Origin of the sequence: Nocardioides sp. QY071 (genome assembly GCF_029961765.1) — a bacterium.
GTDB lineage: Bacteria > Actinomycetota > Actinomycetes > Propionibacteriales > Nocardioidaceae > Nocardioides.
Map to the genome: position 1 here is coordinate 5013273 of NZ_CP124681.1, position 21262 is coordinate 5034534.

Consider the following 21262-nt stretch of genomic DNA (forward strand, 5'->3'; position numbering starts at 1 on the left):
GCCCGTGTCGTCACAACGACTCTCGGAAGATGCCCGCGATGTCGTCCCGGTCGGCCGGGCGCGGATTGGTCGCGAGGCATGCATCCCGCGTCGCCGTCACCGACATCCGGTCGACGTCGGCGGCGGTGACACCCAGCGCGCCGAGGCGCCGGGGCGCGCCGACCGACTCGGCGAGGTCCTGGACGTACGCGGCCAGCAGCTCGGCCGCCTCCTGGTCGGGCATGCCCTGCACGGAGAGGCCCATCGCCGCGGCGAGCATCGCGAACCGCTCCGGCACCACCTCGGCGTTGAACCGGATGACGTGCGGGAGCAGGACGCCGTTGACGACACCATGGGGAAGGTCGAGGAGTCCGCCGACCTGGTGGCTCATCGCGTGGGTCGCGCCGAGGATGCTGTTGGAGAACGCCAGACCTGCCTCGAGGCTGGCCTGGGCCATCCACAGCCGCGCCCGCTCGTCCCCGGGCGCCTCCACGTTGCGCCGCAGGGCCTTGCCGACCAGCCGCGCCGCGGACAGCGCATGCCCGTCGGCGAGCGGGTTGTGGCCGAGCGAGACGAAGGACTCGACGGCGTGGGTGAGGGCGTCGAGCCCGGTCGCGGCCGCCAGGTCGGGCGGCATGGTGGTGAGCAGTCGCGGGTCGGTGACGGAGATGTCCGGCACCACTGACCGGCCCATGATCGTCATCTTCACGGCGTTGACGGTGTCGGTGACGATGCAGAACTGCGACACGTCGGAGCCGGTGCCGGCTGTCGTGGGGATCATGAGCAGCGGCGGGATGGGCCGCGTCACCAGGTCGACGCCCGCGTAGTCGAGGATCGAACCACCGTTGCCGCTGAGGATCGCGACACCCTTGGCCGCGTCCAGCACCGATCCGCCCCCGATGCCCACGATGACGTCGGCGCCCTGGTCGACGTAGGCCTCGTGGGCCGCCGCGATCTCATGGTCCTTGGGGTTCGGGCTGACGTGGGACCACACCTGCGGGTCGAGCCCGACGTCGCACAGGTGGCCCAGAAGCTCGATCACCCAGCCGGCCTCGATGATGCCCGGGTCCGTGACCACGAACGGCCGGCGCGCGCCGAGACGGCCCGCGCAGAACCCCGCCTCGGCCAGCGAGCCGAGCCCGAACACCATCTCCGGCACGTGGAACTTCAACAGTCGGTGGTCGTCGCGGGCGGCGGCGGCCGGTGGTGCGGGCAGGGTGAGCACTCGAAGGACCTCCTGAGTCCCGCCATTCGCTCGGTTCCGAGTGACGGTCGCCACACCGTAGGAGGATCAAGGTTGCAATGTGGTTGCACCCCTCGCCTGCCGGCAGGCGCACGGCCGGACCGTCCGGCCGGGGGCCACGCCGTACGGATGCAACCTTCTTGCAACGTGACTGGTGTCACAGTGCAGGGATGGACGCCGGCATGCGGGCAGAGGTCGCTGCGTCATGGCACCGGTCGGCAGCAGCGGGGGTGCCAGCCGACGAGGTGGCAGCGCCGATCACGCTCGACGACGGCGACCTGCGCTCAGCGCGCGCACAGCACCCGCTCGCCCAGGTCTTCCCCCTGCTCGATGACGTCCTCGGCCAGGCCGCCCGGGACTGCGATGCGACCATGGCGGTGGCCGACGAGTCCGGCCAGCTGCTCTGGGTCTGCGGATCCGGCGCCGCCCTGCGCCGAGCCGAGTCGATCGGCTTCGTCGAGGGCAGCAACTGGGACGAGCGCCTGGCGGGAACCAACGCGCCCGGCCTGGCACTGCGCCTCGAACAGCCCTCCAGCGTGGTTCGCGGGGAGCACTTCCGCCATGCGGTGCGCGGGTGGAGCTGCGCAGCCGCCCCGATCCACGACCCGGCAAGCTCCCGGCTCCTCGGCGTCCTCGACGTCACCGGCGGCGACGAGATCGTCGTCCCCCAGACCATGGCCCTGGTCCGCGCGACGGTCCGCCTCGCGGAGGCGGAGCTGGCCCGGGACCGCCTCGTCGGCCGTGACCCCGTCGAGCACCACGGCCGGCCGACGGTCCGGATCGAGGCTCTCGGTCGCAACGACGCGCTGCTGACCGTGGACGACGATCGCGGCCACACGGGGCGGATGCGCCTGTCCCCCCGTCACAGCGAGCTGGTCCTGCTGCTCGCCAGCGCACCCCGCGGCCTGTCCGGGGACGAGCTGAGCGTCCTGGTCTACGAGGACGAGAGCGGGTCCTCGACACTCCGCGCGGAGCTCAACCGGCTGCGCCACCTGCTCGGCGAGACCTTCTTCGGCTCCCGTCCCTACCGCCTGCTGTCGGGCGTCAGCGGCGACTGGCTCGCGGTCGAGGCGATGCTCGCATCCGGAGACATCGCGGGTGCGGTGCGCGCCTTCCGCGGGCCCCTGCTGCCCCGCTCGAGCGCGCCAGGAGTGGTGCGTCTCCGCGAGGCCCTCACCGCGCAGCTGCGCGCCGCCGTCCTGCACGCGGGCCAGCCCGACCTGATGTCGTCCTGGACCCGGTCGGCATGGGGCGCCGACGACTACGAGATGTGGACCCGGCAACGCGACCTGCTCCCTCCCGGGTCGCCCCTGTGGGCGCTCGCCAGCGGACAGCTGGCGCGGCTCGACGCCGAGTTCGCCAGCTGAGGCCGGCCGCCCGGCCGCCATCCGGACACCGCGGGAGAACGGCAACGTGGCTGCAACGTGACCGCTCCTACCGTGCTGTGAACGGCGTCACAGAGGGCGTCGAGTCCCACCATCAGGAGCATTCAGATGACCATCTACGCAGCCCCGGGCCAGCCCGACTCCCTTGTCGACGTCCAGAGCCGCTACGGCCACTACATCGGCGGCGAGTGGGTGTCCCCGGCCAAGGGCCAGTACTTCGAGAACATCTCGCCGGTCAACGGCAAGCCGTTCACCGAGATCGCCCGCGGCACCGAGGAGGACATCGAGGCCGCGCTCGACGCGGCGCACGCGGCGTTCCCCGCGTGGAAGAAGACGTCCACCACCGAGCGCGCGAACCTGCTCAACAAGATCGCCGACCGCCTCGAGGAGAACCTGGAGGCGATCGCGGTCGCCGAGTCGTACGACAACGGCAAGCCGGTGCGCGAGACCCTCGCCGCCGACATCCCGCTGACCATCGACCACTTCCGCTACTTCGCGAGCGCCATCCGCGCTCAGGAGGGCTCGGCCGGCGAGCTCGACGAGAACACCGTCGCGTACCACTTCCACGAGCCGCTGGGCGTGGTCGGGCAGATCATCCCGTGGAACTTCCCGATCCTGATGGCAGCCTGGAAGCTCGCCCCGGCACTGGCCGCCGGCAACTGCGTCGTGCTCAAGCCCGCCGAGCAGACCCCGTGGTCGATCCTCAAGGTGATGGAGCTGATCGGCGACCTGCTGCCGGCCGGCGTGCTCAACGTCGTCAACGGCTTCGGTGTCGAGGCCGGCAAGCCGCTCGCGACGTCGAGCCGGATCGCCAAGGTCGCGTTCACCGGCGAGACCACCACGGGGCGGCTGATCATGCAGTACGCCGCGGAGAACATCATCCCGGTCACGCTCGAGCTCGGCGGCAAGTCGCCCAACATCTTCTTCGACTCCGTCGCCACCGAGAAGGACGCCTTCTACGACAAGGCGCAGGAGGGCTTCACTCTCTTCGCCCTCAACCAGGGCGAGGTCTGCACCTGCCCGTCGCGCGCCCTGATCCAGGACTCGATCTACGACGAGTTCCTCGCCGACGCCGTCGTCCGCACGGAGAAGATCGTGCAGGGCAACCCGCTCGACACGACCACGATGATCGGCGCGCAGGCCTCGCTCGACCAGCTCGAGAAGATCCTGTCCTACATCGAGATCGGCAAGGCCGAGGGAGCCAAGGTGCTCACCGGGGGCGAGCGCAACGTCCTCGAGGGCGACCTCGCCGGCGGCTACTACGTGAAGCCGACGATCTTCGAGGGCCACAACAAGATGCGGATCTTCCAGGAGGAGATCTTCGGCCCGGTCGTCTCGGTGGCGCGCTTCGCCGACGAGGCCGAGGCACTCGAGACCGCGAACGACACGCTCTACGGCCTCGGCGCCGGCGTGTGGTCCCGGGAGGGATCCCAGGCCTACCGCGCCGGCCGCGAGATCGAGGCGGGCCGGGTCTGGACGAACTGCTACCACCTGTACCCGGCCGGTGCGGCCTTCGGCGGCTACAAGCAGTCCGGCATCGGCCGCGAGACCCACAAGATGATGCTCGACCACTACCAGCAGACGAAGAACCTCCTGGTGTCGTACTCCCCCGACGCGCTCGGCTTCTTCTGACAGGCGTTGGCCCGGTCATGCCCTCCCTTCCGCACCGGGTCGACCTCACCGGTGAGGCTGCGGACCTGCTCCGCAGCCTCACCACCGAGCACGGCCCCGTCATGTTCCACCAGTCCGGCGGCTGCTGCGACGGGTCGGCGCCCATGTGCTACCCCGACGGCGAGTTCCGGCTCGGCGGCTCCGACATCCATCTCGGCGACCTGGACATCGGCCTGGACCGGGACGTCCCGGTCTGGATGTCCAAGGCCCAGTTCGAGTACTGGAAGCACACCCACCTCACCATCGACGTCGTGAAGGGTCGTGGCGCCGGCTTCTCCCTCGAGGCGCCGCGCGGCTCCCGCTTCCTGATCCGCTCCCGCCTGTTCACCGACGAGGAGTACGCGGCCCTGGAGGCCGCTGCCGGCCTCGGTTGACGGTTCACCACCCCCGCACCCGCAGAGCCCAGAAAGCAGGATCCCGCATGTCCACCGGAGCCGACGTGACCCAGCAGCGCCGCTTCGCGCCGCCCGCCGTACTCGCCGCGAACGCCAACGTCACGGCCGACGCCTACGAGACCGCCGACAGCGACTGGCTCGGGTTCTGGGCCGAGCAGGCGCAGCGACTGAGCTGGACCGAGCCGTTCACCGATGTGCTCGACTGGTCCGACCGGCCGTTCGCGAAGTGGTATGTCGGCGGCCGGCTCAACGCCGCCTACAACTGCGTCGACCGGCACGTCGAGGCCGGCCGCGGCGACAGGGTCGCGTTCCACTTCGTCGGCGAGCCCGGCGACACCCGCGACATCACCTACGCGGACCTCAAGGACGAGGTGTCGCGTGCCGCGAACGCGTTGACCGACCTGGGTGTCACGAGCGGTGACCTGGTCGCGATCTACCTTCCGATGATCCCCGAGGCGATCGTCGCGATGCTGGCCTGCGCGCGCATCGGGGCGATCCACACGGTCGTCTTCGGCGGCTTCTCCGCCGAGGCGCTGGCGTCACGGATCGAGGACTGCCGGGCGAAGCTGGTGATCACCGCCGACGGCGGCTACCGCCGTGGCGCGCCGTTCGCACTCAAGCCGGCGGTCGACGACGCCCTCGCCAAGCTCGGCAAGGACAGCCCGGCGGACCACGTGGTCGTCGTCCGCCGTACCGGACAGCACGTGTCGTTCGACGACGCGACCGACATGTGGTGGCACGACGTCGTCGACACCGCCTCCACCGAGCACGCGCCGATGGCGTTCGACGCCGAGCACCCGCTCTACGTCATGTACTCGTCCGGTACGACGGGCAGGCCCAAGGGCATCCTCCACACCACGGGCGGCTACCTCACGGGGACGTCGTACACCCATCACGCCGTGTTCGACCTGAAGCCCGACACCGACGTGTACTGGTGCACCGCCGACATCGGCTGGGTCACCGGCCACAGCTACATCGTCTACGGCCCGCTCACCAACGGCGCGACCCAGGTCCTCTACGAGGGCACCCCGACAGTCCCCACAAGGGCCGCTGGTGGGAGATCATCGAGCGCTACGGCGTGACGATCCTCTACACGGCCCCGACCGCTATCCGGACCTTCATGAAGTGGGGGCGGGAGGTCCCCGACGGGTACGACCTGTCCTCGCTGCGCATCCTCGGCTCGGTCGGCGAACCGATCAACCCCGAGGCCTACCTGTGGTACCGCGAGGTGATCGGCGGCGACCGCTGTCCCGTCGTCGACACGTGGTGGCAGACCGAGACCGGCCAGATCATGATCTCTCCGCTGCCCGGCGTCACCGCGGGCAAGCCGGGGTCCGCGATGCGCCCGCTACCCGGCATCGGCGCCGACGTGGTCGACGAGGGTGGCCGCCCGGTCCCGGCCGGTTCCAGCGGCCTGCTGGTCCTCACCAGGCCGTGGCCGGCCATGCTGCGCACGCTGTGGAACGACGACGACCGGTTCGTCGAGACCTACTGGTCGCGCTTCAGCGCCCTCGGCCACTACTTCGCCGGCGACGGGGCGAAGAGGGACGAGGACGGCGACCTGTGGGTCCTGGGCCGGGTCGACGATGTCATGAACGTCTCCGGGCACCGCCTCTCCACCAGCGAGATCGAGTCGGCGCTGGTCTCCCACCCGCGGGTCGCCGAGGCCGCCGTCGTGGGCGCCGCCGACCCGACCACAGGTCAGGCGGTCTGTGCCTACGTCATCCTCAGGGACGGCGACGGCCCCGACGCCGCCGCGGGCGACGCCCTGGTCCAGGAGCTGCGCGGCCATGTCGCCCGCCAGATCGGTGCGATCGCCAAGCCACGCCAGGTCACGATCGTCCCCGAGCTGCCGAAGACCAGGTCAGGGAAGATCATGCGCCGGCTGCTGCGTGACGTCGCCGAGAACCGCTCGATCGGTGACACCACCACCCTCAGCGACCCGGCGATCATGGCGCTGATCGCCGAGCGCGACGAGAGGGCCGTGGCGACGTCACGGTGCAGCGGGAGGTCCGCAACGCGCTGACCTGCGCCAGCACCTTCCGGCAGCTCTCACGCCCATCCCAACGCGTTCGGTCCGGTCAGCTGCGGTTTCTGACGCGCCGCTGCCGCTCGCGACGGCCGGAAGCGAATCTTCTGTCCCGGAACGGCCTGACCGGCCGCGTCGATCGCACCGGAGTCGACGACCGCGACGACGGGATATCCGCCGGTGACAGGATGGTCGGAGAGGAACAGGATCGGTTGGCCTTCGCGCGGCACCTGGATCGCCCCCTGCCCCAGGCCTTCGCTGAGCAGCTCTCGATCCGAACGGGTCTCGAGTGGCCTGCCGGAGAGCCGCAGCCCGATGCGGTTCGACGTGGGCGTGACCGTCCACTCGGTGTCGAGCAGGCGCTCGCGTGACTCACTGGTGAGCCAATCCGCCCGCGGTCCCCAGGTCAACGGCAACTCCAGGGTCGTGTTCGTGAGGCGAGGTCTCGGCGCGAGGTCGATCGATGGAAGGTTGACCGGCGACGTTCCGACCCGGAGCACGACGCCGATGGAGAGCGGTGCGGGGCCGAGCCCGGACAGGACGTCGGTCGAACCGGACCCGAGCACCAACCCGGGTAGCAGGCCACCGCGTACGGCCAGGTAGGTGCGGACGCCGGCGCGTGGGGCGCCGAGAGCGAGGACATCACCATCGGCCAGCCGCACGATGCTGTTGTGTGCGACGCGCTGGCCGTTGCGCCGCGCTTGCGCAGGTGCGCCGGTGAGAGCGATGGTCAGCGGGCCTCGAGCGCGAACTCTCAGGCCACCGAAGGTGGCTTCGATGCCGACGCAGGCCTCGGGATTGCCCACCAGCCTGTTGGCGAGTCGCAGGCTGTCCCGATCTGCCGCACCTGACCGGGGGACGCCCATGCTCATCAGGCCCGGGCGGCCGAGGTCCTGCGTCGTCGCGAGCGGACCCGGATCGATGATCTCCAAGGCGGAGGCCGTCATGTCTCCTCCCTGAAGCGAACGCGGTAGCCGGCGGGAATGAGCGCCGGGGACTCACGCTCGAGGTCCCAGAGCACGACGTCGGTGTGTCCGATGATCTGCCAGCCGCCCGGCGACTCGCGGGGATAGATGCCGGTGAACGGTCCGGCCATCGCGACGGCGCCGGCGGGTACGGCGACGCGGGGCGAGGATCGACGCGGGATCTCCCACTCGTCTTCACCGACGAGGTAGGCGAATCCGGGTGCGAAGCCGGTGAACGCCGCGGTCCAGGTCTGCGCGGCATGACGTCGTACGAAGTCCTCGACGCTCAGGTCAACCGCGGTTGCGGCGTCGTCGAGGTCGGGGCCGTCGTACCGGATGGGGACCTCGACCAACGGCGTCGGTCGGTCGGCCTCCGGTGGGAGCGGGCTCAATGCCGACACCTCTTGTACGACGTCATCGAGCGCACGAAGGGACACGTCGACCTTGACGAGAATCGTCCGGGCGGCCGGGACGAGTTCGACGATCGCGGGAGGTTCTGCGGCGAGGATCGCGGCGTGATGTCCGATGACCTGCTGGACGTCGTCGAACTCGAGCATGAAGGCCTGGTCGCCGTAGGGAAGAACGCGCATCACACCATGCTCCGGCATTCGATGCTCATTTCGGTGAGAGCTGCGACGACGGAGGACGCGATTCTATTGCTTGGGCGGTGTCGCTGTGGACACGGTGCGTCACGCTCACCCTTCGCGGATCGTCACGGAGGCGACCCGGTCGCCGTCGACGGCGAAGGTGAAGCGGCTCGGTCCATTGGCGTAGTCGCTGCGCCAGTCGCCGACCACGACGACCTCGCTGCCGTCGGTCGTCACCGACGACACGCTCAGCGTGCCGCGGGCGCCGATCAACTCCTTGGCGCTCCAGCCGTCGATGGCCGCACGACCGCGGAAGACGCGGCCCCAGTCGTCGACGTACCCGTCGTGGGTGAACGAGTCGAGGAAGGCCTCCTCGTCGTGGCCGTTGACGGCGGCGACGAGGCTGGCGACGGGCTCGGGCATCTCGCTGGTCATGGATCTTCTCCTCGGGTCAGCTCGCAAAGGTGCGAGAAGGTCGGCCGGGTCCTTGCCGGCGTAGGGAGGGAACACGTCGATCGCGTCCAGGGGCTCAGCGGGTGGTGTAGCCGCCGTTGGCGAAGATGGTCTGGCCGGTGATCCACCAGCCCTCGGTCGCGAGGAACCGGACGATCGGGGCGATGTCCTCGATCTTCGTGAGCTGTCCGCCCAAGGCCTGCGACTTGTGGTAGTCGACGCGCTCAGGCGTCTCCTGGCCGTAGAAGAACGGGGTGTCCATCGGACCGGGTGCGATCGAGTTGACCGAGATGCCCCGCGCCGCGAACTCCTTGGCGGCGGCCCGCGTGAAGTGCTCCACCGGCGACTTGCCGCCGGCGTACGTCGAGTAGCCGTCGGTGAACGCGGCGAGCAGCGAGGTCAGGATCGTGATCACCTTGCCGTTGTCGGCGAGATGACGACCGGCCTCACGCAGGAAGAAGTACGCCGACTTCGCATTCACGTCGAGCATGTCGTCGTACTCCGCCTCGGTGGTGTCGACGATCGGCTTGCGGAGCACCTTGCCGACAGTGTTGACCGCGATGTCGATCGGGCCGAGCGCCGCGGCCGCGTCGGCGAAGAGCCGCTCTACGCTCTCGACCTTGGTGAGGTCGCCGGTGAGCAGGACGCCCTTGCCGCTGGCGGCCTCGACCGCGGCCAGCGTCTCCTCGGCCGCGGGGCGGGTTGCCTCGGAGTTGTAGTGGATGGCGACGTTCGCACCGGCCTCGGCGACCTGGCGGCTGATCAGCCCTCCGAGGTTCTTGGCGCCGGCGGCGACGAGGACGTTCTTGCCTTCGAGAGTGGGGACGGACATGCGCCTCTTCCTTCGTGTTGTACCGATACACGTTCCATATATCGCTGTTCCAGACGTACTATATCGATGTGATAGCAGAACGCAAGAGCGATACACGATCGGATACGCGGCAGGAGCTCCTCGAGGCGGCCGCAGCGCTGATCAGCGACGCCCCCGGTCAGGACGTGCCTCTACGCGCCATCTGCGACCGCGTCGGCGTGAAGCTGCCGACGCTCTACCACTTCTTCGGCAGCAAGGACGGCCTGCTCGCGGCCGTCGTCGAGTACGGCTTCGCGAGCTACCTCGCACTCAAGCAGGCGACCGAGCCCTCCGGCGACCCCATCGAGGACATCCGGCACGGCTGGGACACCCACGTCCGCTTCGGTCTCGACAACGCCGGGTTCTACGCGCTGATGTACGGCCAGGTCACCCCGCGACGCCGGCCCGAGGCAGCCGCGGATCCTCACGCCGCGCTGATGAGGCTGTGCCAGGAGGCCGAGGCGCAGGGCCGGCTGGCGGTTCCGGCCGCCGTCGCTGCCGATCACGTGCTGGCCGCGAACGTCGGCGTGACGCTGTTCCTCATCACCGCGGAGGAACCGGACCTCGCCCTGGCCGGCCAGGTCCGCGACGCGACGATCGCCGCGATCACCGGACTCCCCGGCGTACCTGCGGGCGACGCGGCGGACGGTGCTGCCTTGGCGCAGCGCCTCCTCCACTCGCTCGGGGGTGCGGAAGACACGATCGGCGAGGCAGAGGTGACGTTGCTGCGCAAGTGGCTGGGAAGGCTGGCCGCCGGCGCGTCGAGCTGAGACGCGCACTCAGCCTGCGCGGAGACCTTGCTGTCGCGCGGCGGCCAGCCGGCGCCACATGTCCCACGCCCGCCCGACCTGCCCCGCGTTCGTGTCCGCCGCGGCTCTGCCCTCGCCGACCGTGAGCTGCACGGTGTCGCCGAGCGGCATGCTGCGCAGCTGGAGCGCGGCGTTCTCCTCGGCATAGACAGCGCGGTAGACCGCGAGCGGGAGGGAGGGAGCGACCGCCACCGAGCCGTGCCCGCGCATCAGCGCGAACGGGGCCTCGCCCAGCGAGGCAGCGAGCGCGGCACCCAAGTCGGCATCACGGACGAGGAGGTCGGTCGCGTCGCCAGCCACGTCCCGGATCTCGAAGCGGGCGATGCCGTCAGCCAGGAATCCGGCCATGTGGAACAGCGGGCGCATCGGCGTCGAGGACAACCCGAACGGGATCACTGAAGCCGAGTGGCTGTGCACGACAGCCTGGACATCGGGGCGCGCCCGGTAGATCTCGGCGTGGATGAACCGCTCCAGGTAGGACGGTGCGCGGTCGCTCGTCCGCCCGTCGAGGTCGTACTCCTGCACGTCCTCGGCCGTGACCAGGACCGGAGCCATGTTCCGGGCCAGCAGGAACCGGTCGGGGCGCTCGTCGCTCCGGACGCTCACGTGTCCGAAGGCGTCGAGGACGCCCTGGTCGAACAGGATGTGGTTGGCCTCGACGAGTTGCGTGCGCAGGTCTTGGGTCATCGGCTCTCCTCGGGGAAGGTCGCTCCGGCAGCGCGGAGCAGGTCCACCAGGTCGGCGTCCGTGGTCGGGCGCAGGTTGTTGGCACGGAACGGATTGCGGGCGCTCGCCTCGAGCATGCGCCAGCCGTCGACGGTGCCCGCACCGGAACGCGCGTCGAGGGCGGCGAAGGACGCCACCAGCCTCAGCTCGTCGTACAGGTGCTCGACGAGAGGCAGCAGGGCACGGGCCTCCGGCGCCAGCACGTCCGCGTTGAAACGTGCCACGTGCGGGAGCAGGACGGCGTTCTGCAGGCCGTGCGGAACCCGGACGGACGGCGAGGAGGAGAGAGCGTGGACCAGCGCGAGACCGCTGTTGCCACAGGCCATGTTGGCCGCGCAGCTCGCCTCGAGAAGCTCCTGGAGCACGACGTCGTTGGCGCCTGCTGCGCTGCTCCCGTCGTCGGCCCCGGTCGCCGCTGCGGGCAGCAGCTCGATGATCGAGCGCGCCGCCGGGATCGCGGTGGCTGTGGTGAAGTAGCTCGCTCCCCGCGCCCACAGGGCCTCCAGCGCGTGCGAGAGCGCGTCGAGGGCGGAGTGGACCAAGGGTGTGCGCGGCAGTGTGCGCAGCACCGTCGCGTCGAGCACGGCCGCACGCGGTGCGCAGAGCTCTCCGCGGACGACGATCTCGTTGTCTCGTCCGGCCTCGTGGAGCACGAGGGCATTGGAGACTTCACTGCCGCTGCCCGCGGTCGTCGGTACGGCGATGGTCGGCGCCGGCTGCTCGCCGACCTTGTCGCGACCCTCGTAGGCATCGATCCGCTGGTCGTTGGTGAGCCGGATGCCGACGGCCTTGCCGACGCCCAGAGCGGAGCCGCCGCCGATCGCGAGGACGCAGCGCGCGCCCGCCGCGCGAGCCTGTGCGGCGGCCTGCTCCACGACCTCGATGTCGGGGTCCGGGTCGACGAGGGTCTGACTGACGACGATCGCCTCAGGCGCGTGCCCCAGCACGCGGGCGAGGACCCCTGCCGGCTCAAGCGCGGTGTCGGCAACCACGGCGACCTCCCGGTGGCCGAAGCCGGCGACGAGGGCGTCGAGGTGGGCCAGGCTGCCGAGGCCGGTCACCACCTCGGTGCGCACGGCGAACCGCGGGAACGCCGTGCTCACGTCAGCTCCGAGGTGATCAGGTCGGCCGCCCCGATGCGGCAGACGCTGGACTCCAGCAGTCTCGCGCACGAAGGACAGACGTACTCGCGCAGCTCCAGCTCCTCGTGCAGTCGCAGCAGCGGGCCGTGCGCCTGCGCCGGAACAGTGCGACGCTTCGCGGACTGCTTCCAGTCCGGGCCGGCGCCGAGGTCGTGGCCACAGCTGCAGCGCACGTGGCCGTCCGCCGCGACGCTCAGGTCGGGCGTGAGGCGCCGGTCCCCCGCGCTCTCGGCAACACCCACCGCCGCGACAGGGGCAGCTCCGAGCCGTTCGGCCCGGATCGCGGCGCGCCGCGCGTCGGTCGCGGACGCGTCCATGGTGAGGTCGCCGTCCAGCACGACGCCATAGATCTCCGATGCGGTGGCGACGCTGACCTGCCGAGTCGCCACGTCCTCGGCGACGAGCGCGGGATCACGGTCGATCGGGTCGCCGTAGCCGCCACCGCCCTGGAAGCTGTAGGACACGACGTCGCCGCGTCGCAGCGTGAAGAAGCCCGGCTTGGCGTTCATGATCTCCCGCTCACCGACCCACGACGCGTGGTCGGCCGCTGAGTGCACCAGACCGACCGGCGAGACGCCGTCGACGCGGTGCAGCAGCTCGTTGCGGTTGCAGGATCCCTCCATGCCGCCGAAGATGCCGGCGCTGTTGGGCACCTCGACCCCGTGGCCGACGAGCATCGCCTGGAGCTGGTCGGTGCCGTGCGGCGTGAGCGCGAGACCGACGGTCGAGCCACCGCGCTGACGGCCGGGCCCCGACGAGTCGGGCACGATCCCCCGGTAGAGGAAGAGGATCTGGCCGTCGGCCTCGTGCGACTCGACGTTGGCGATCGCGGGACGCGGGACGCAGAAGTCGCCCGAGGCGGTCAGCCCGTCGTGGTCGCGGTAGGCGCCGCCGCCGCCGGCGGTCGAGTCGAGCAGGAAGTTCCCGTAGGGGTCGCCGTCGGGGTACAGGCCGCTGAGCACCATCACGCTCATCGACCCCTTGGTCACACCGGCGCCGTGCCGCGCCACGTCGGGGGCGGTGGTGACGAGCCGGGACAACGCGCTGAAGGACACATTGGTGACCACCCAGACAGCGGACACGGTGGCGCTGGAGACCGGGGCCGGCCAGTTCGCATTGGCGACCGTGCCCTTGGGTGCGGTGATCGACACCGGGCGCAGCAGGCCCTCGTTCCACCGCAGGTTCGGCGCGAGCGTCGGCAGCAGCGCGGTGAAGACGCCGGCGACCAGGCCGGAGTACGTGCAGTTGATGAAGCCGGGCGCCTGCTCCGACGTGCCGGTGAAGTCGAAGTCCAGGGAGTCGCCGGTCTTGGTCACCGTCAGCCGGAACTCGTACAGCTTGTTCTCGTGACCGTCGTGCTCGATCCAGTCGACGGCCCGGAAGACGCCGTCGGGCAGGCTGCTCAGCACCTGGCGCAGCTCACGCTCGGAGTGGTCGAGCTCGTGGCCCATCACCTCGAGCACCGTGTCGAGGCCGTAGCGCTCGAAGAGCTCGGTGAGGCGGCCGGCAGCGACATTGTTGGCGGCGACCATCGCCTTGAAGTCGAGGCCGACCGTCGTGGGCATCCGGGTCATCCCCATCAGCATCGACCACAGGTCGGCGCGGATCTCGCCGGCCTCGACCAGCTTGATGCCGGGCAACAGCATGGCCTCCTCCTGGATGCCCCGCGCCGCGAGGCTCCAGCTGCCGAAGTTCATTCCGCCGACGTCGATCTGGTGCGCGCAGGCACCGACCCACGCGACTCGGCGGCCCTCGGCGAAGACCGGGGCGACGAAGGTGACGTCCATCTGGTGCAGGGCGCCCTTGTAGGGGTCGTTGAGGACGAACATGTCGCCCTCGCGGATCCCGGGGTTGTCCTCGCAGTCGGTGATGATGTTGCGCACGACGCTGGCCATCGATCCCGAGTGGAAGAGCACCTGGGGGCCCATGGTCACGACCGAGCCGTCGCCGAGGTAGATGCCGACGTTGAAGTCAGTCGCCTCGGTCACGACCGGCGACCCGGACACGTTCTTGAGGGTGGTCGCCTGCTCCTCGGTGATCGCCGAGAGCTTGTTGCGGATCACCTCGAAGGTGATCGGGTCGAGTGCGGCGGTGGTGCTCATGCGTCTGCTCCTGTCTGGGGGGTGATCAGCAGGTTGCCGATGGTGTCGACGTGGACCCGCTGGCCGTGGGCCACGTAGACGGTGGTGGTCGGGTGCTCGACGACGACGGGGCCGGTGAGCTGCTGGTCGGGCTGCATCGCGCCCCAGTCGACGACGACTGCCTCGCACCAGTCGCCTGCGAGGACGTCGAAGACCGGCCGTGTGCGCGTCGCCGCACCAGGAGTGGGGGTGAAGGCCCGGAAGGACGGCTTGACCGTGCGACCGATGCCCGCCACGCGGAAGGTGGTCAGCTCGATGCCGGCCTCGCGGAACCCGGAACCCTTGCCGTAGGTCTCCTCGTAGGTGCGCTCGAACAGAAGCACCAGGTCGTGCAGGCAGTCGGGATCGGCGAGGTCGCCGGTGACCGGGATGATGAGCTCGTGGGTCTGGCTGCGGTAGCGCATGTCGACCGACCTGACGATCACGGTGTCCGCCTCGGCGACGTCGTCGCCGGCGAGTTTGGCCAGCACCTCCTCCTCGAGCTCCTTGAAGATCGACTCGATGTGGGTGCGGTCGAACTCCTCCCAGGGCGCGGTGCTGCCGCGGGAGCTGCGCAACGACTCCGAGCGCTCGGCGCCGTGGTGGATGTCGGCGCTCAGTGCGCCGTACGCGCTGTGTGCCATCGACGTGGCCGGTACGACGATCGAGGCCACCCCGAGCTCGGCGCCGAAGCCGGCGCAGTGCATCGGGCCAGCACCGCCGTACGCGTAGAGGACGAAGTCGCGCGGGTCGTGGCCCCGCCCGACGGTGAGCTCGCGCAGGGTGTCGGCCATCCGGGCGTCCACGATCTCGCGGATGCCGGCGGCGGCCTCGACGACGCTGATGCCGAGCGGTTCCGCGATCTGGGTGCGGATGGCCTCCTCCGCGGCGGCCTTGTCGATCGTCATCCGGCCACCGAGGAAGTTGTCGGGGTCGATCACGCCGAGCGCGACGTCGGCGTCGGTGACGGTCACCTGGGTGCCGCCGCGCTGGTAGCAGACCGGGCCGGGGTAGGAGCCGGCGCTGGCCGGGCCGACGCGGAGCTTGCCGTTGACGACGGTGGCGATCGACCCACCGCCGGCGCCGATGGCGGTGATGTCGACCATGGGCGTGGCGACGTGGTACTTGGCGACCTCGGTGACCGCCTTGACCACGGGCTTGCCGTCGACGACCAGGCCGACGTCGAAGCTGGTGCCGCCCATGTCGGAGGTGATGATGTTGCGGTGGCCGAGCTGCGCGGCGAGGTGGTGGGAGCCGAGCACGCCGCCGGTCGGCCCGCTGCCGAGAAGCAGGACGCCGCGCTGGGCAGCGTCGCGGGCGTTCATCACGCCGCCGATGCTGTTGAGCACGCTGAACCGGCCGGAGAGGCCCTCGGCACGCAGCCGTGCCTCGAGGCTCTCGAGGTAGCGCTCCACGACCGGGCCGAGGTAGCTGTTGAGCACGGTGGTCGCGGTCCGCTCGTACTCGCCGAGCACCGGGTTGACCTCGCTCGACAGGCTGACGTACGCCGAGGGCCCTGCCAGCTCGCGGACGATCTCCCCGATCCGCTGCTCGTGCGCGGGATTGCGGAAGGACCAGAGCAGGCACACGGCGAAGGAGGTGATGCCCGCGTCGACCAGGCGCTGGACCTCGGCGCGGACCGCCGCCTCGTCGAGAGGTACGACGACCTGTCCGGCGTGGTCGACGCGCTCGGGTACCTCGGCGATGAGGTCGCGCGGGACGATCGGGTCGGGGTAGGACCGCTCGCTGAAGTCCCCGAGCTTCTCGACGGGCACGCCGGCGGTGAAGCCCATCAGCCGCTGGATGATGAGGGTGTCGCCGAAGCCCCGGGTGGTGAGCAGCCCGGTCGGGCGGCCGCGGCGCTCGATGAGCGCGTTGGTGGCCTGGGTGGTGCCGTGACCGAAGGTGACCACCTTGCCGAGCAGCTCGGTGACGCTTTCGCCGCGGTGCTCCGCGACCAGGGCGAGGGCATCGAAGACGCCGACGTCGAGCGAGTCCGGCGTGGTGGGCGCCTTGGTGGCGTAGACGCCGCCCTCAGCATCCATCACCACGATGTCGGTGAAGGTGCCGCCGGTGTCGACGCCGATGTAGAGGTCCTGGCTGGCGCCGGTCCCGGTGTCGTGATGAGTGGTCATGATGGTTCCTCGGGTTTCCTTCGATTCCTTAGTTCAACGCATGGAGGCCGGCTCGGGGAGTCCTTCGACTCCTGAGCGGTAGGCGGCGGTTGCCAGCGATTCCGGGCTGAGCGCGTCGCCGGAGAGCTCGGCGACGACGCGTCCCGCGCCGACGACGAGGACCCGGTCGCAGAGGTGGGCGAGGTCGTCGTACTCGACGCTGACGATGACGGCGGCCATCCCTTCGGCGGCGGCGTCGGCGAGCAGCTTGAAGATCTCGGCCTTGGCGCCGACATCGACGGCCTGGGTGGGCTCGTGGACGACCAGCACCCGGGGTCGGGTCGACATCCACTTGCCGATGACGACCTTCTGCTGGTTCCCACCGCTGAGGTTGCCGGTGATCACCCGTGCGTCAGCGGGCGACACGGCGTAGTCGCGCACCACCCCGTCGGCCAGGTGGTGCTCCGCCCGGGCACTGAGACCCGACCAGGTCCGGAACCGGCGCAGGTGCGGCAGCCCGACGTTGCCCGTGACCGACACCGACGTCGCCAGCGCTCGACGCTTGCGGTCGGCGGGGACGAGGGCGAGACCGGCCTGCACCCGCGTGCGCACAGGTGTTCTCGCGACCTGGATCTCGCGACCTGCCACCGTCAACGCACCGCGAGCGCCGGCTCGCGGGTCCATGAGGAGGTACGGCAGGTCCTCGAAGCCGGAGCCGGGGAGGCCGGTGACGCCCAGCACCTCTCCCGCCGCGACAGTGAACGAGATGCCCCGCACCTCGCCACCGCGGAGGTCGCCGACCTCGAGGACAGGCATACCGGTGGCGCCCTCGCGCTCGGGGTAGTAGGCATCGATCGCGTGGCCGACGATCTGCTCGACGAGCCTGTCGTGGTCGAGCTCGGCGACGAGCGTGTCGGCAACGATCCGGCCGTTGCGCAGCACCGCCACCCGGTCCGCGGTCGCGAGGATCTCCTCGAGACGGTGCCCGATGAGAAGGACGCCGACTCCGCGACCGCGGGCCAGGGCGCGCACCCAGTCGAGCATCTCGGCCGCGTCGTCGCGGCCCAGCGCCGCGGTGGGTTCGTCCAGGATCAGGGCCCGCAGGCCGGTGTCGCTCTCCGGTCCCGCGGCGCGGGCGATGGCGATCTTGGCCGCGTCTGCGAGGGAGACGGTGCCCGCGTCCTCGCGGACGTCGACCGTGATGCGGTGCTCGTCGAGGAAGGCCTGTGCCCGTCTCCGCTCGGCCGGCCAGTCCAGCCGGCCGAGCGATGCGGTGCCGAGGCGGTCGACGAGGAGGTTCTCCAGGACCGACACCCCCGTCACCATGCGCGAGTCCTGGTGGACGAAGCGGACTCCTGCCGCTCGGGCCTGCGCCGGGTGGATGTGGCCCTCCATGATCTGGTCGCCGAAGCGGACGCGCGATCCACGGTCCGGCTCGTGGTAGCCGCTGAGGATCTTGACCAGCGTCGACTTGCCGCTGCCGTTGGCGCCGACGAGGGCGGTCACCTCGCCGGCCCGGACGTCGAGGTCGACACCCTGCAGCACCGGAATGCCCGACACGTACGACTTGCGCACGTCACGCAGCTCGATGACCACCCCCATCGGACTCACTTCTCCCAGAGGCCGGCGAACAGGTCGGCGTAGGCGCCGCTGCCGGCGTACCACGAGCCGTCGTCGGCCGCGGCCGCGTCGAGCCTCAGGTCGCCGACGTTGCCCCTGTCGAATATCCGCACCGGCGCGACGATGTCCAGCAGGGTGTCCTGGCCGGTCATGGCGCGCAACAGCTGGTCCGCCTCGAGGTAGGCCAGCGCATCGAGGTCGATGCCGACCATCGCCTTGATCGGCGAGCCCTTCGCCAGCTCCTGGAGGAAGGGCAGGTTGCCGTTCACCGTCACGACCTTCAGGTCGCTGCGTCCGGCCTGCAGGATCGCGGGGTTGGTGAACTGGGTCATCGGGTCGAAGGCCGGCACGACATAGGTGATCTTCGGGTTCTTCACGAGCTCCGAGCTGGTCGTCGTACCGAGGTCGTTGGCCCAGTTGGCGAGGGTCACGCCCTTGACGGTCAGCGAGCAATCGGGGCAGGTCTCCTCGATGCGAGCCTCGAACGCCTTCTGCTCCGAGACCGAGCCGACGACGTCGGGGGTCGTGAGGAACAGGACGTCGGCCTTGCCACCGGAGTCCTTGACGATCCAGTCGGCGGCCAACTCGCCGGTCAGCCCGAACGGCTGGCTGGTCTGTCCGGCCAAGCCGTCGGCGAGGTCGGTGGTGGTGACGTCGACCGCGGCCCCGGAGAGCACCGGGATGCCCGCCTTCTCGGCGGACGCCAGCGACTCGGCGTACGTCGCCGGCTCGGGGCCGTCGACCTGGATGGCGTCGGCACCCTGGGCAATGCCCTGTTGGATGCAAGCGTTGGCGTCGACGGGGTTGCCCTTGCCATCGCAGGTCGTGACCTTCACGCCGACGCTGTCGAGCGCCTCGGTGAGGTTGCGGCCGATGCTGGCGAGGAACGGGTTGCCGGCGTACTGCGTCACCCACCAGACCCGCTTGCCCCGCAGCGCGCCGACGTCGAAGGCCGGTCCGGCGTACGACGCCTCGAGCGGTCCGGCGTGCGCGGCGACGTTGTCGGTGACGCTCTTCGGGACGTCGCCGGAGCCACCGCCGGAGGTGCTGTCGGCCGGGGTGGTGCAGGCAGTCAGCGCGGCGGTCAGACCGGCAGCGGTCAGGGCCGCCGCGAACTTGGGGACGGACATCGACTTCTCCTTGGGATTCAGGGGTGAGGTGGAGCCCGAGCTCACGGACGCCCCGCCGAGGGGGCGGCCATCGCGGCGAGGCGCGAGACGGTGACGGCCACGACCACAGCGGCGCCGTAGAAGACGTCGCGGATCCACGGATCCAGGCCGACCAGGACCAGGCCGCTGATCCCGGTGGCGAGGAAGAGGACGGCGACCATCGTGCCGATCGGGTTGGACGTGCCGGGCTCGATGATCGCCGAGCCGAGGAAGGCAGCAGCGAAGGCCGGCAGCAGCAGGGTCTGCAGGGACGTCGGCTGGAGGCCGCCGGCGATGCCGATGACGAGGATGCCCGCGGCACCGGCCAGGAAGGCCGTGCCCACGAAGCTGACCACCTTGATCCGGGCGACCGGCAGGCCGGAGAGGCGTGCCACCTCGGCGTTCTTGCCGACGAACACCGCTCCCCGGCCGAAGACGGTGTTGCGGTAGACGAACCACATCGCCACGCCGACACCGATCGCCAGGAAGAACGCGGTGTTCACGCGTGCCAGCTGGGTGTTGAGCAGGTTGCCGAGCTCGGGCGAGACGCCGCTGATGGTGAGCGAGTTGCTCAGCCAGACCGAGATGCCGACCAGCAGGGTGCCCATGCCGAGGGTCACGATGATGCTCTCCACGCCCACCTTCACGGTGAGGAAGGCGTTGACCAGTCCGACCGCGACCGCAGCGCCCAAGGCGACAGCGACGGCGAGCCACACGTTGAGTCCCTCGACCGCGTTGAGCTGGGCTGCGGTCGTGGCCGCGACCGTCATGGTGCCTGCGATCGACAGGTCGATCTCGCCGGTGACCAGCGTCGGCACCAGCGCCAGCGCGAGCAGGAGGAGAACGGCCTGCGAGCTGAGCAGCGAAGTGATGTTGGCAGCGGTGGGGAACGTGTCCGGTGCGAGGACCGCGAACACGACGACCTCCACCGCCCAGACCGCGACGATCCCGTACCGGTAGCCGAGGGATCGCCAACCGGCCGTGCGTCGACGCGGACGCGCCACGGACCGCGTGCGCTGGCCTCGCCGCTGCAGGGTGGTGTCGGTCATGGCGCTTCCTTTCCTGGACACGGGAGGTCGTCCACCCGTGGTGGTGGGATCCCGAGAGAGCGTGCCGCGGGCTTGTTGCGAACCCGGCTCGATCGGCCGGTCCGGCGGGTGACGCCCGTCACGCCTTGTTCCTCAACTGTGTTGCTTTGCAGAAACAAGGACCAGATACTTCTGGGATGCAGAAGCCGGAGAAGTCGCGCGAGGTTCCGGCCTACATGGTGTCCTCGGTCGACCGCGCACTGCGGCTGATCCAGATGCTGCGTGACCACGGCGAGCTCCGGCTGCGCACCGCCGCACGCGACCTCGACGTCGCAGAGTCGACCGTGCACCGGCTGATGTCGATGCTCGTCTTCCACGGCTTCGCCGTGCAGGACGAGTCGAAGGCCTACCGCCCCGGGCCGGCGCTGGGCGTCGGCCCGGTCGGACTGTCGTGGACCCGACAGCTGCGCGACGTGGCGGTGCCACACCTGGAGCTGCTGTCCAACCGGACGGGCGAGACGGCCAACCTGGTTGTCCGGGTGGGCACGAAGATCCACTTCCTGTTCAGCCAGGAGGGCAACCGGACTCTGCGCATCGTGTCGCGCATGGGAGCCGTGCTGCCGGCCAGCACCTCCGCAGGGGGCAAGGCACTGCTGGCCGACCTTCCGGACGACGGGTTGCGCCAGCTCTATCAGAGCCCGGGCGCCACGGCGATGGGTGACGCCCTCAGCGACAGGCAGCTCGGCTCCCTTCTGCGCGAGATCAGGGCGTGCCGGCGCAACGGCTTCGCCACCACCAACCAGCAGACCGAGAAGGGCGTGAGTGCGGTCGCGGTTCCGCTGCGAGACGGCACGGGCCGAGCTATCGCGTCGATGTCGATCTCTGCGCCCTCGGCCCGATTCGCCGAGCTGCTGGCGCCGGAGTCGATCCAGCTGATCATGGCCAGTCAGCACGACCTGCAAATGGACGTGGCCGCGCTCGGGCTCTGAGGAGCACGG

At 70.3% G+C, this 21262-nt stretch carries 17 protein-coding genes and 1 pseudogene; 6 read left to right on the plus strand and 12 right to left on the minus strand.

Features of this window, described 5'->3' with window-relative positions; genetic code table 11:
- Positions 1 to 10 precede the first annotated feature (10 nt).
- Positions 11 to 1204, minus strand: coding sequence for an iron-containing alcohol dehydrogenase (locus tag QI633_RS24165; protein WP_282427313.1), 1194 nt, complete (start codon positions 1202 to 1204; stop codon positions 11 to 13).
- Positions 1205 to 1452: 248 nt separating this feature from the next.
- Between QI633_RS24165 and QI633_RS24170 the strand changes: the two genes are divergently transcribed.
- The 4 genes and pseudogenes from QI633_RS24170 to acs all read left to right on the plus strand — a co-directional run bounded on the left by QI633_RS24170 (position 1453) and on the right by acs (position 6699).
- Positions 1453 to 2589 carry a GAF domain-containing protein gene (locus QI633_RS24170; RefSeq protein WP_260805731.1) on the plus strand — a complete coding sequence of 379 codons (1137 nt, stop codon included), beginning with the start codon at positions 1453 to 1455 and terminating at the stop codon, positions 2587 to 2589.
- A gap of 126 nt (positions 2590 to 2715) precedes the next feature.
- Positions 2716 to 4239 carry an aldehyde dehydrogenase family protein gene (locus tag QI633_RS24175; RefSeq protein ID WP_141796992.1) on the plus strand — a complete coding sequence of 508 codons (1524 nt, stop codon included), beginning with the start codon at positions 2716 to 2718 and terminating at the stop codon, positions 4237 to 4239.
- A 17-nt stretch (positions 4240 to 4256) separates the two neighbouring features.
- Entirely contained in the window at positions 4257 to 4652 is a 396-nt protein-coding gene (locus QI633_RS24180; RefSeq protein WP_141796991.1) for a DUF779 domain-containing protein, read from the plus strand.
- Positions 4653 to 4699: 47 nt separating this feature from the next.
- Positions 4700 to 6699 (plus strand): annotated as a pseudogene (gene acs, locus QI633_RS24185) (acetate--CoA ligase).
- A gap of 26 nt (positions 6700 to 6725) precedes the next feature.
- Here the strand turns inward: acs and QI633_RS24190 are convergent.
- From QI633_RS24190 to QI633_RS24205, 4 genes are all read right to left on the minus strand, one after another.
- The gene (locus QI633_RS24190; protein WP_282427314.1) at positions 6726 to 7649 is read right to left on the minus strand and encodes a biotin-dependent carboxyltransferase family protein; all 924 of its coding nucleotides are present in this window, start codon (positions 7647 to 7649) and stop codon (positions 6726 to 6728) included.
- Positions 7646 to 8257, minus strand: coding sequence for an allophanate hydrolase subunit 1 (locus QI633_RS24195; RefSeq protein ID WP_282427315.1), 612 nt, complete (start codon positions 8255 to 8257; stop codon positions 7646 to 7648). Before QI633_RS24195 ends, QI633_RS24190 begins: the two co-directional genes overlap by 4 nt.
- Positions 8258 to 8362: 105 nt before the next feature.
- Positions 8363 to 8689: a nuclear transport factor 2 family protein gene (locus QI633_RS24200; RefSeq protein WP_141796987.1), complete on the minus strand. Its 327-nt coding sequence runs from the start codon at positions 8687 to 8689 to the stop codon at positions 8363 to 8365.
- A 94-nt stretch (positions 8690 to 8783) separates the two neighbouring features.
- Positions 8784 to 9539, minus strand: a complete 756-nt coding sequence (locus QI633_RS24205) for an SDR family oxidoreductase (protein WP_141796986.1) — start codon at positions 9537 to 9539, stop codon at positions 8784 to 8786.
- A 68-nt stretch (positions 9540 to 9607) separates the two neighbouring features.
- On the opposite strand from QI633_RS24205, the gene QI633_RS24210 reads away from it, so the two are divergent.
- Positions 9608 to 10327, plus strand: coding sequence for a TetR/AcrR family transcriptional regulator (locus tag QI633_RS24210; RefSeq protein WP_282429325.1), 720 nt, complete (start codon positions 9608 to 9610; stop codon positions 10325 to 10327).
- A 9-nt stretch (positions 10328 to 10336) separates the two neighbouring features.
- Here the strand turns inward: QI633_RS24210 and QI633_RS24215 are convergent, their stop codons facing one another.
- The 7 genes from QI633_RS24215 to QI633_RS24245 are packed head-to-tail and all read right to left on the minus strand — an operon-like array spanning position 10337 to position 20285.
- The gene (locus tag QI633_RS24215; protein ID WP_282427316.1) at positions 10337 to 11053 is read right to left on the minus strand and encodes a class II aldolase/adducin family protein; all 717 of its coding nucleotides are present in this window, start codon (positions 11051 to 11053) and stop codon (positions 10337 to 10339) included.
- Positions 11050 to 12195 (minus strand): iron-containing alcohol dehydrogenase, encoded by a 1146-nt coding sequence (locus QI633_RS24220; RefSeq protein ID WP_160158153.1) that lies wholly within the window; start codon positions 12193 to 12195, stop codon positions 11050 to 11052. The genes QI633_RS24215 and QI633_RS24220 overlap by 4 nt, the downstream gene beginning before the upstream one ends.
- A complete protein-coding gene (locus QI633_RS24225; RefSeq protein ID WP_282427317.1) occupies positions 12192 to 14336 on the minus strand; it encodes a hydantoinase B/oxoprolinase family protein in 2145 nt (714 codons plus the stop codon). Before QI633_RS24225 ends, QI633_RS24220 begins: the two co-directional genes overlap by 4 nt.
- Positions 14333 to 16489: a hydantoinase/oxoprolinase family protein gene (locus QI633_RS24230; protein WP_141796982.1), complete on the minus strand. Its 2157-nt coding sequence runs from the start codon at positions 16487 to 16489 to the stop codon at positions 14333 to 14335. Before QI633_RS24230 ends, QI633_RS24225 begins: the two co-directional genes overlap by 4 nt.
- Before the next feature lie 33 nt (positions 16490 to 16522).
- Positions 16523 to 18070 carry a sugar ABC transporter ATP-binding protein gene (locus QI633_RS24235; RefSeq protein WP_282427318.1) on the minus strand — a complete coding sequence of 516 codons (1548 nt, stop codon included), beginning with the start codon at positions 18068 to 18070 and terminating at the stop codon, positions 16523 to 16525.
- Between the two features lie 5 nt (positions 18071 to 18075).
- Positions 18076 to 19218 (minus strand): substrate-binding domain-containing protein, encoded by a 1143-nt coding sequence (locus QI633_RS24240; protein ID WP_282427319.1) that lies wholly within the window; start codon positions 19216 to 19218, stop codon positions 18076 to 18078.
- A 41-nt stretch (positions 19219 to 19259) separates the two neighbouring features.
- The gene (locus tag QI633_RS24245; protein ID WP_282427320.1) at positions 19260 to 20285 is read right to left on the minus strand and encodes an ABC transporter permease; all 1026 of its coding nucleotides are present in this window, start codon (positions 20283 to 20285) and stop codon (positions 19260 to 19262) included.
- Positions 20286 to 20461: 176 nt separating this feature from the next.
- Here QI633_RS24245 and QI633_RS24250 point away from each other — a divergent pair, with 176 nt between their 5' ends.
- Positions 20462 to 21253, plus strand: a complete 792-nt coding sequence (locus QI633_RS24250) for an IclR family transcriptional regulator (protein WP_141796978.1) — start codon at positions 20462 to 20464, stop codon at positions 21251 to 21253.
- Positions 21254 to 21262: the final 9 nt, after the last annotated feature.